Origin of the sequence: Comamonas sp. MYb69 (assembly GCF_037479315.1) — a bacterium.
In the GTDB taxonomy this organism is placed as follows: domain Bacteria; phylum Pseudomonadota; class Gammaproteobacteria; order Burkholderiales; family Burkholderiaceae_C; genus Comamonas.
In genome coordinates, this window is the sequence record NZ_JBBGZG010000016.1 from 117,837 (window position 1) to 127,505 (window position 9,669).

Genomic DNA, 9,669 nt, shown 5'->3' on the forward strand with positions numbered 1-9,669 from the left:
AGACTGCTGGCTACTGACCTGCGCTGCATGCGGATGATGCAGGCTGAGGGGTCTGCTGCGGAACCCTTGTAAGGGGTGGTGCAGGAGGCCCTGGTGGCATGGTGTTGTTATTGCTGGCGCCTGTAAAACGCCATTCTATATAAAAATGATTATCATTTGCGTCAGATTTCTTACATGTGCGTAGTTCGCAACACGGCGGGCAGGTCGGCTACGGCGGACACCTCGCTGTGGCGCAATGCATCCACCACCACGCGCATCGCAGGCGACATGCCGCGCCGGTGCGGGTAGTAGAGGTGGTAGCCGCTAAAGGGCTGGCACCAGTCGTCCAGCACCCGTACCAGCTCACCCTGCGCAAGATGGGGCGCGGCCATGTCCTCGGGCACATAGGTCAGGCCGTATCCGGCCAGTGCGGCGCGCAGCATGGCGCGGCTGCCGTTGAACACCCATTGGCCCTGCACGCGCACCTGCACGGCAGCGCCATCTTTCTCCAGCTCCCAGGCCATCAGCCCGCCATGGGTGGGCAGGCGCATTGTGATGCACTGGTGGGCGGCCAGGTCCTGCGGCGTCTGGGGCGCGGGCATGCGCTGCAGGTAGTCGGGTGTTGCGACAATCGCCATGCGCCAGTCGGGCCCGATGCGCACCGCAATCATGTCCTTGGCGACCTGGTCACCCAGGCGTATGCCCATGTCAAAACGCTGCGCGACGATATCGCCCAGTCCATAGTCGACATTGATCTCGATGGACACATCCGGGTAGCGCTGCATCACTGGCGCCAGCTTGGGCCACAGCACGGTGTTGGCCGCATGCTCGGCCGTGGTGATGCGGACATGGCCGCGCGGCGTGTCCCTAAAATCGCTGAGCGCGGCGACGCCCGATTCGATCTCGTCAAAGCCCGGGCCGATGCGGGCCAGCAGATAGGCGCCCGCCTCGGTGGGCGAGACGCTGCGCGTGGTGCGGCTGAGCAGGCGCACGCCCATGCGGGCCTCCAGGCCCCGGATGGTGTGGCTGAGCGCCGACTGCGATACGCCCAGTTGCGCAGCGGCTTTGGTGAAGCTGCCTTCCCGCGCGACCGCGACAAAGGCCAACAAGTCATTGATGTTTTCGCGCGGCATGGCGGGGTCCTGCTGAGGGCTGGCTGGCGTTGCTGAACGTCATCGTCATTTTCATAGGGTGGGTAGATCAGACTATATGGAATATGATCAACTCGCTGATAACGCGAGTCCAGGTGAAGCGCGCAGGGCCAGCCCGCGTGGGAGGCCTGAAGCTTCGCTGCTGATCGCACTGAAAAATTCAATGAGAGGATATGACACCATGAAAAAGCCTGCTGCACGCCAACTGCCCGCCTTGGTACTGGCCACCGTCCTGGGTAGCCTGGCCTTGGCCGCGTCTGCCGCGCCCCTGTCGTTTCTCAACCAGACCATCACCGCCAGCGTGCCGGCCAAGGATGTGCCCGCGCTGCGCAAGGCCGTGGGCGATGTGCTGAACAATGCCGCTGACAAGAGCACCACGCAGTGGACCAGCAGCCAGGGCCCGCGCCACCGCCAGGTGCAAATGGCGCTGACCCCGCTGCAAACCAGCCAGACCCAGAAGGCCGATACCTGCCGCCTGCTGAATGTGGAAGCGAGCCGCCCCACCGGCAAGCTCAAGGAGGAATGGCAGTTCTGGTTCTGCAAGCAAGCAGACGGCAGCTGGAAGGCCAGCGCCCAGTAAACAGGCAGCCGGGGCGCCGCTGCCTGACCCGGTAGGCGCGGCCTGCTGGCGGGTCTGATATTGCCAATCCACCGGTGGGGGAGTGACCCATGACGCAAGAAAAGAGACTGCTGCCCGCGCGCAAGCTGGGCACCGCATGGCTGGCCGGCGTGCTGAGCCTGGGCACCATCAGCAGCGCGATGGCCTGCACGCGGGTGGTCTACCTGGGCGCGCATGACCAGGTGATCACCGCCCGCTCGATGGACTGGAAAAACGACATCACCAGCAACCTCTGGGTCTTGCCACGCGGCATGGAGCGCACCGGCCAGGCAGGGCCCAACTCGCTGCGCTGGACCTCGCGCTACGGCAGCCTGGTGACCTCGGGCTATGACGTCTCCGCCACCGATGGCGTCAACGAGGCGGGGCTGAGCGCCAACCTGCTGTGGCTGGCCGAGTCGCAGTACCCGGCCTTCGATGACAAGAGCAAACCGGGCCTGACGATTGCCGCCTGGGCCCAGTATGTGCTCGACAACTTTGCGACCGTGGCCGAGGCCGTCAAGGCGCTGGAGCAGCAGCCCTTCACCATCGTCTCGGACAATGTGCCTGGCGAGGACCGGCTCACCACCTTGCACCTGTCGATGTCGGACGCCAGTGGCGACAGCGCCATTGTCGAGTACATCGGCGGCCGCCAGGTCATCCACCACAGCCGCAGCTACCAGGTGATGACCAACTCGCCCACCTTTGACGAGCAGCTGGCGCTCAACAGCTACTGGAAGCAGATTGGCGGCACCGTCATGCTGCCGGGCACCAACCGGGCGGCCGACCGCTTTGCCCGCGCTTCGTTCTATGTGAAATCCGTGCCGCAGGACCAGGAGCCCAACAAGGCGCTGGCCAGCGTGTTCAGCGTGATCCGCAATGTCTCCGTGCCCTATGGCATCACGACCCCGGACCAGCCCAATATCTCCTCGACGCGCTGGCGCACCGTGTTCGACCACCAACGCAAGCTCTACTTCTTTGAATCGGCCCTGACGCCCAATACCTTTTGGGTGGACCTGAAGGCGCTGAACTTCAGCCGCGACACCGGCAAGGTGATGAAGCTCGATCTGGGCCCGAACCAGAACCATGCGTTTGCCGGCGATGCCACGGCATCGTTCCAGCCTTCGGAGCCGTTCAAGTTTTTGGGGCTGCAGTAAGGCGGTGCTTGACGAGGTCCGCCATCTGGCGGGCCGCGCAGGCTGTTCAGCTCACACCGCCCAACGATGGGGCTCGCCGATAAAGCGCTTTAACTGCTCGGTGAACACGCGCAGTTTGGCACTGGGCTCCACTGGCGCGCGCAGCAGATGGATGTCGGAATGCAAGCAGGTGCTGTCGCTGGGGCCGGCAGTCAATTTCAGCAGATGCCCCGTGGCAATGTCGTTGCCCACTACCCAATCGGGTAACAGCGCAATGCCCACGCCCGCCAGCGCAGCCAAGCGCATGGCTTCAAAATCATCACAACGAAAAACGGCCTGGTCTGGCAAAACGCCATGTCCGAGAAAGTCAGACCAGCCCAGCAAATCTGCGCCATGCAGTTTATCGATGAGCTGGTAGCGCGGCAAATCGTCCAGAGATTTTGGAGCACCCACTGCGGAGATGTACAAAGGGCTGGCACACAGCGTACGGATTTGCGTGGCGATCTTGGTGGCGACCAGAGAACTGTCCGGAAGTTTGCCTATCCTTATCACCGCATCCAGGCGCTCAGCCACAGGATCTGCAAGCCGTTCTGTCAAATCCAGCTCAACGCGCAATTGGGGGTGGGTCTTGGCCAGCAAGGCCACCACAGGAATCACGTACCGCTTGCCGAAGGTGGGAAAGCAGGCCACGCGCAAAACACCATGGGCTCCACCACTCAGGGCCGCAATTTCCTGTTGCGCATCTGCCAACTCGTCCAGCACGCGCTTGGCTCTGACAAGCAGCGCAGCACCAGCCTCGGTCAAGGTGATGAGCCGCGTAGAGCGCCTGAAAACAGGCGTTCCAAGACGCGCTTCGAGCGTGTCAATGCTGCGCGTGATCGACGAGGGGGCGACCCCCATGCGCCGAGCTGCTGCGGAGAAGCTGCCTTCACGGGTAACGTGGACAAACACCTCCAGAAACTCAGCGATGCGCTCAGCGCCCATATTTGCATTTCCCGCAAAACCGTTAACGAATTCTGGCCAGTTATCACGCGGGGCCTGGCCCCGTACCATCGAATCCATTGTAGTTGAGCTGATTTCGCTCGAAGAAGGAGTCGTAAGTTGATGAAAGCCGTTGTTCAAAAAGTCTTTGGTGGTCCTGAGACGCTCCAGATCGAGGAATTGCCGATTCCAGAGGTACGGCCCCATGACCTGTTGGTGCGAGTCGGTGCCGCTGGCGTCAACCGGGCCGATGCCTTGCAACGCATGGGCCGCTATGGCCGGGCCAACTTTGGCGACTCCGAGCTGATGGGGCTGGAGGTCGCTGGCGAGGTGGTTGACCTTGGTGCATCCGTTTCGGGTTATCAAATAGGTGATCGGGTGATGGGGATCGTCGGTGGAGGGGCCTACGCCGAATTCGCCCGCATGGACCACAGGATGGCTATGCCTATTCCGCGCGGAATGGATGATGTGCGAGCAGCAGCGATTCCCGAGGTCTTTGTCACTGCCCATGAAGCGCTGTTTCACTTGGGCCGTCTCGAAGCGGATCAGTCCGTCCTGGTGCATGCCGCCGCTGGAGGGGTTGGCTCTGCTGCCGTGCAGCTCGCCCACCGCGCTGGTGCTCGCATCTTTGCCAGCACTTCCGCTGAGAAGCTGCAGCGCGTGTTGGCCTGGGGTGCAGATCGGGTCATCGACTACCGCGCCGAGAGCTTCCAGCAAGTGATCGACGCCGATACCGATGGCCAAGGCGTCAATCTGGTTGTGGACTTTATTGGTGCGCCGTATCTGGCCGCCAACATCCATTCGCTGGCCGAAGGCGGGCGAATGATCCAGGTGGGCATTCTCGGGGGCGGCAGCGGAGGTGAGTTGCCATTGGACCGTTTTCTCTACCGTCGTCTCTCCATCATGGGGACGGTGATGAAAAGCCGCTCGCTGGAGGAGAAGTGCGCCATGGTGGACCGCTTCTCAGAGCGTTGGCTAGCGCTGTTCGACGACGGAAGGCTGCATCCCGTTGTCGACAGTGTCTATGCACTTGAAGATGCGCAAGCGGCCCATCTCCGATTGGAATCCGGTCAGGCAGTCGGAAAAATAATCCTGTCGACGGCAGCGCTGGGAAATGACCGGCTGGCTCAAGAGTAGACGAGGGGAGCCTTCATGCCAAAAACCATTCTGCAAAAGGTTGACGCATGCATGCATCGTCACCAGCTGTTTGCAATGACCTGGTGCTGTGCATTTGCAGTATCTGCCATCTACTACCACCAGCCGCTGCTGCCACAAATGGCGGATACTTTTGGCGTTTCACTCGGCAGCGGAAGCTGGATCGCGACCATCACGCAACTCGGTTATGCGTTGGGCCTGCTGCTGTTTGTCCCTCTGGCGGATCGGATCGAGCCGCGCACTTTGGCCGCAAGAACCATCAGCGTCAATGCGCTTGCACTGCTGGCCTGCTCCTTGGCCCCCAGTTTTACCTGGTTGCTGATCGGCTGCGCCGTGGTCGGCATGACCGCGATCACCGCGCAAATCATCATACCGACGATGGTCAGCGCGTCTCCACCGGCAGCGCAGGGAAAGGTGATTGGTTCGCTGTTGGGTGGACTCTCGGCAGGGCTGTTGTTGGCCAGAATGCTGAGCGGCTATGGAGGCGCAGAGCTTGGCTGGCATGCCATTTTCGCAGTCGCTGCGGCGCTCAATGGCGTCATGCTTTTCATGGTGTGGCGCACGCTGCCCGTGATACATCCCCAGGCATCGGTGTCTTACGCAGGCCTGTTGAAATCCATGGTCGCCATGCTGCGAGAAGAACCCCTTATCCGCCTGGCATCTGCCTCGGGTTTTTTGATGTTTGCCGCATTCAGTGCCCTCTGGGCCTCATTAGCCAGCATGCTTTCTCAGCCGCCTTACCATTTCAATCCTGCAGCCATTGGTGCGTTTGGATTTGTCGGCTTGGTGGGTTTGTTTGCTTCCAAGAAAATTGGCATGCTGGTCGACAGATTCGGCGCCCAAAGAACCATTCTTTATGGCTGCAGCCTTATCGCATTGGCCTATGTCTTTGTGGCCCTCTCCGGCTTGAGTCTGGCCTGGTTGGTGGTTGGCATGGTGTTGATGGATGTGGGAAATCGAGCCGGATTGGTGGCCAATCAATCCAGAATCTTTGCGACACATCCCGAGGCCAGGAACAGGACCAATACGATTTTCATGGTGTCCTATTTTCTAGGTGGTGCCGCAGGCGCTGCACTGGGTGGCTACAGCGCCCATGTAGATGGATGGCATGGCCTGGCACTCGTCGGTATAGCGCTTGCCGCCATTGCTGGGGTGATGAACTGGGTCGCTCAAGCCTCGTATGGCCGCAAGGTGTTGAAGGGTTGAGCTTGCGTGGTGCCTATCCCGCCCGGTATTGGCGGCTCGACACGCTGATCGCGTTGCCGTCCGGGTCCTTGGTGTTGGCAAAGGCGTAGCCATTGGCCTGGTGCACCGGGCCAAAATCCAGCCCCTTTGCGGCGGCCTTGGCCACAAACTGTTCGACATCGGCCACGCTGAAGGAGAGCTTGAGCACCGCGGAGCCAAACTTCAGGCTCTTGGCGGCCTGGTGGACCAGGATCTCCGCGCCGCCATGCAGAGGCTGGAGGGCGATCAGGCCATCGACCACGGCGCAGTCGGAGGCGTAACCAAAGTGCTCGACATAAAAGCGCGCCGTGCGTTGCATGTCTTTGGCGTAGATGAGCAGGGTGGTGAGCGCGATGGTCATGGCGGGCCATTATGGCAGTGCTGGCTGCGCCTGCGCCGGCGCGCGCACGGAGGCCGGTGACCCCTTGGGTGGTAGACCTGCACCCCCGCTCTGGATGCTTCACCAAACTGTTGCTGAAACGCCACTTATTAATATTGAGTATGAGACTGATTCGCATTTGAATAAGTATCATGGGGGCCGCTTTGGCCAGCGGCTGTCCCCAGCGCTGCCAGGCATTCGCGGATTTCAGGCGGTGTACAGCCCACGCCATCCACGCAGGAATCCATCTGACGGTGGCAGCGCCCAGTGTGCTGTGCGCTTTGGCAGCCTGCACGCCCAGCTCCGCACGCGCTTTGCAGCGCTGTCTCGTCCCGTCATCGCTTTTCATCGGACGAGAGCACTCTTTCATGTCTTCATTCACTTTCAAGCCGCGCCGCACCGTACTGGCGCATGCGGCGGTCTGCCTGGGCCTGGCCCTGCACATGCAGGCGACGATGGCGCAAACCGCCAGCTTCGATATTCCGGCGCAGCCGCTCGCTAGCGCGCTGGCGCAATTTGCCCGGCAGGCGAATCTGCGCTTTAGCGCAGCGCCGGAGGCAGCGCAGGGCCGTCAGGCGCCAGCGCTGCAAGGAGCGCAGGATGTGTCGCAGGCTTTGCAGGCCTTGCTACAGGGATCGGGCCTGCAGGGCCGGGTGGAAGGGGGCGTGTTGATGGTGCAGGCAGCCGAGCCTGCGCCCGCTACCGCAGCATCGGCTGCCTCCTCATCTGCAGCGGGAGGGGAAGTCACGCTGTCCGAAGTGACGGTGCGCAGCAACCAGCTTGGCGAGATCACCGAGGGCTCGGGCTCTTACACGCCTGGCGCTGTGGCAACGGCGACCCGCCTGGTGCTGACGCCGCGTGAGACGCCGCAGTCCGTCAGCGTGGTGACGCGCCAGGTGATGGATGACTTCCAGCTCCATTCGATTGACGATGTCATCAACCACACGCCGGGCGTGAGCATCGTGACCTACGACAGCGAGCGCACCGAGTACTACGCGCGCGGCTTTGCGATCCAGAACTTCCAGTACGACGGCATTCCGATGTCGCGCAACTCGGCCTATTCTGCGGGCAATACGCTGACCGATATGGCGATCTATGACCGGGTGGAAGTGCTCAAGGGTGCCACCGGGCTGCTGACTGGCAGTGGCGACCCGGGCGCCACCATCAACCTGGTGCGCAAGAAGCCAACCAAGGAATTCAGCGGCCATGCCAGCATCAGCGCCGGCAGCTACCAGAACTACCGGGGCGAGCTGGACGTCAGCGGCGCGCTCAACGACAGCGGCAGCATCCGCGCGCGCGGCGTTGCCACCTACCAGGACAAGCACTCGCAGCTGGACCGCTACGAGCGCAAGACGGGCGTGCTCTACGGTATTGTCGAGATGGACCTGACGCCCCAAACCCTGCTGACGGTGGGCGCCGACCGCCAGGACAACAAGCCCACGGCATCAACCTGGGGCGGTATCCCCTTGCTCGATGCGAACGGCCATTTCAACGCCATGCCGCGCTCGTTCAACAACGGAGCCGACTGGAGCCACTGGGACCAGTACACGCGCACCAGCTTTGCCACCTTGGAGCACAACTTTGACAGTGGCTGGGTCACCAAGCTGCAGCTCAACCACCAGATCAACGGCTACAACGCCAACCTGGGTGCTGCAGCCGGTGGCAACCCCGATCCGCTGACCGGTGCCGGCGTGCGCATGTGGCGAGGCCAGTACATTGGCCGCACCACCAGCGATGCGGCCGACCTGTATGCCAGTGGCCCCTTCTCGTTGCTGGGGCGCAGCCATGAGCTGGTGGTGGGCGGCAGCCTGGCCAAGCGCCGTTGGAAAAACGATGGCTACTACAACGACAACAGCGGCTTTGACGGCGTGGTGGACAACTACTACCAGTGGAATGGCAAGGTGCCTGCCCCGGTCTGGAACAGCGCGTCCGATTACCGTGATGACGAGAGCACCTATGAGAACGGCCTCTACACCACGGCCCGCTGGAACCTGCGCGATGACTTGAAGCTCATCACGGGCGGGCGCCTGTCCAACTACAGAAACCGGGTGCAGGAGCAAAAGGAAAAGAATGTCTTTACGCCCTACCTGGGCGCCGTGTATGACCTGAACCAGAACTACTCGGTCTACGCCAGCTACAGCGGCATCTTCAAACCGCAGTCCTACCAGACCGAGCAGGGCCGCACCCTGGATCCGCTCGAGGGCAAGAACTATGAGCTCGGCGCCAAGGCCTCGTTCTTTGGCGGCCGGCTCAATGCCAGCGCTGCCGTGTTCCAGACCTTGCAGGACAACTATGCCGTGGAGAGTGGCGGTATCACCCCCAGCGGCAACCCGGCCTACCGGGCAATCCAGGGCGTCAAGACCCGGGGCTGGGAGGCGGAGGTGTCTGGCCAGATCACCCCCGCCTGGCAGATCCAGGCCGGTTACTCGCACAGCATTGCGCGCAAGGATGGCGAGCGTGTCTCCACCCTCACGCCCTCCAACCAGTTCAACCTCTACACCAGCTACAAGCTGGCCGGCAGCCTGAGCGGTTTGACCCTGGGTGGCGGCGCGCGCTGGCAGGACAAGACCTGGGGCAGCATCAGTGTGCCGACCGGCGGCAATGCCGTGCACACCGTGCAGAACTACTGGGTCTGGGATGCCATGGCCCGCTACGACTTCAACAAGCAGCTGTCCGCCTCGCTCAGCGTGAAGAACCTGTTTGACAAGAAGTACTACACCATCTTCAGCTGGTACAGCACCTACACCTGGGGCGAGCCGCGCACGGTCAATGTGAGCCTGAACTACAAGTTCTGAGCGCCGCTGTAGTCAACGCATGCACCACCGGTCTGCAAAGGCGGGTGGTGCATTTTTCTGCGGGCAAAAGTGGCCTTGCGCAAGGCTGGCGACGCGCAGAAGTCTTCCGCTACATCAATGGCTGGCCACCAGATACCGATCGAACCGCAAACTGGAAACAAATAAATACATTTACACTGGGTGGTGTATGTGGTCTGGAGGGTGTGCAGAATTTTGTGTAAACGGCCAATTCACTGCAGGCGACAGCCTGCTTGTCCGTAAACACAATGACATC

8 protein-coding genes are annotated in these 9,669 nt (G+C 61.7%); 5 read left to right on the top strand and 3 right to left on the bottom strand.

Going from position 1 to position 9,669, the window contains the following annotated elements; genetic code table 11:
• Window positions 1–170: 170 nt before the first annotated feature.
• Entirely contained in the window at window positions 171–1,112 is a 942-nt protein-coding gene (locus WH303_RS20160) for a LysR family transcriptional regulator (protein WP_339520674.1), read from the bottom strand.
• A gap of 199 nt (window positions 1,113–1,311) precedes the next feature.
• Here WH303_RS20160 and WH303_RS20165 point away from each other — a divergent pair, with 199 nt between their 5' ends.
• The gene (locus WH303_RS20165) at window positions 1,312–1,710 is read left to right on the top strand and encodes a hypothetical protein (RefSeq protein WP_052329756.1); all 399 of its coding nucleotides are present in this window, start codon (window positions 1,312–1,314) and stop codon (window positions 1,708–1,710) included.
• 179 nt (window positions 1,711–1,889) lie between these two features.
• The gene (locus tag WH303_RS20170; RefSeq protein WP_339520700.1) at window positions 1,890–2,882 is read left to right on the top strand and encodes a linear amide C-N hydrolase; all 993 of its coding nucleotides are present in this window, start codon (window positions 1,890–1,892) and stop codon (window positions 2,880–2,882) included.
• Window positions 2,883–2,933: 51 nt separating this feature from the next.
• On the opposite strand, the gene WH303_RS20175 is transcribed toward WH303_RS20170, so the two are convergent.
• Window positions 2,934–3,923 carry a LysR family transcriptional regulator gene (locus WH303_RS20175; RefSeq protein ID WP_339520677.1) on the bottom strand — a complete coding sequence of 330 codons (990 nt, stop codon included), beginning with the start codon at window positions 3,921–3,923 and terminating at the stop codon, window positions 2,934–2,936.
• A 42-nt stretch (window positions 3,924–3,965) separates the two neighbouring features.
• Between WH303_RS20175 and WH303_RS20180 the strand changes: the two genes are divergently transcribed.
• A complete protein-coding gene (locus WH303_RS20180) occupies window positions 3,966–4,979 on the top strand; it encodes an NAD(P)H-quinone oxidoreductase (RefSeq protein WP_339520702.1) in 1,014 nt (337 codons plus the stop codon).
• Between the two features lie 15 nt (window positions 4,980–4,994).
• Window positions 4,995–6,203, top strand: coding sequence for an MFS transporter (locus tag WH303_RS20185; RefSeq protein WP_339520679.1), 1,209 nt, complete (start codon window positions 4,995–4,997; stop codon window positions 6,201–6,203).
• 13 nt (window positions 6,204–6,216) lie between these two features.
• Here WH303_RS20185 and WH303_RS20190 read toward each other — a convergent pair whose 3' ends face one another.
• Complete coding sequence (locus tag WH303_RS20190) at window positions 6,217–6,582, bottom strand: VOC family protein (protein WP_021025476.1); 366 nt, start codon at window positions 6,580–6,582, stop codon at window positions 6,217–6,219.
• A 386-nt stretch (window positions 6,583–6,968) separates the two neighbouring features.
• Between WH303_RS20190 and WH303_RS20195 the strand changes: the two genes are divergently transcribed.
• Window positions 6,969–9,395: a TonB-dependent siderophore receptor gene (locus tag WH303_RS20195; protein WP_339520681.1), complete on the top strand. Its 2,427-nt coding sequence runs from the start codon at window positions 6,969–6,971 to the stop codon at window positions 9,393–9,395.
• The last annotated feature ends 274 nt before the right edge of the window (window positions 9,396–9,669 follow it).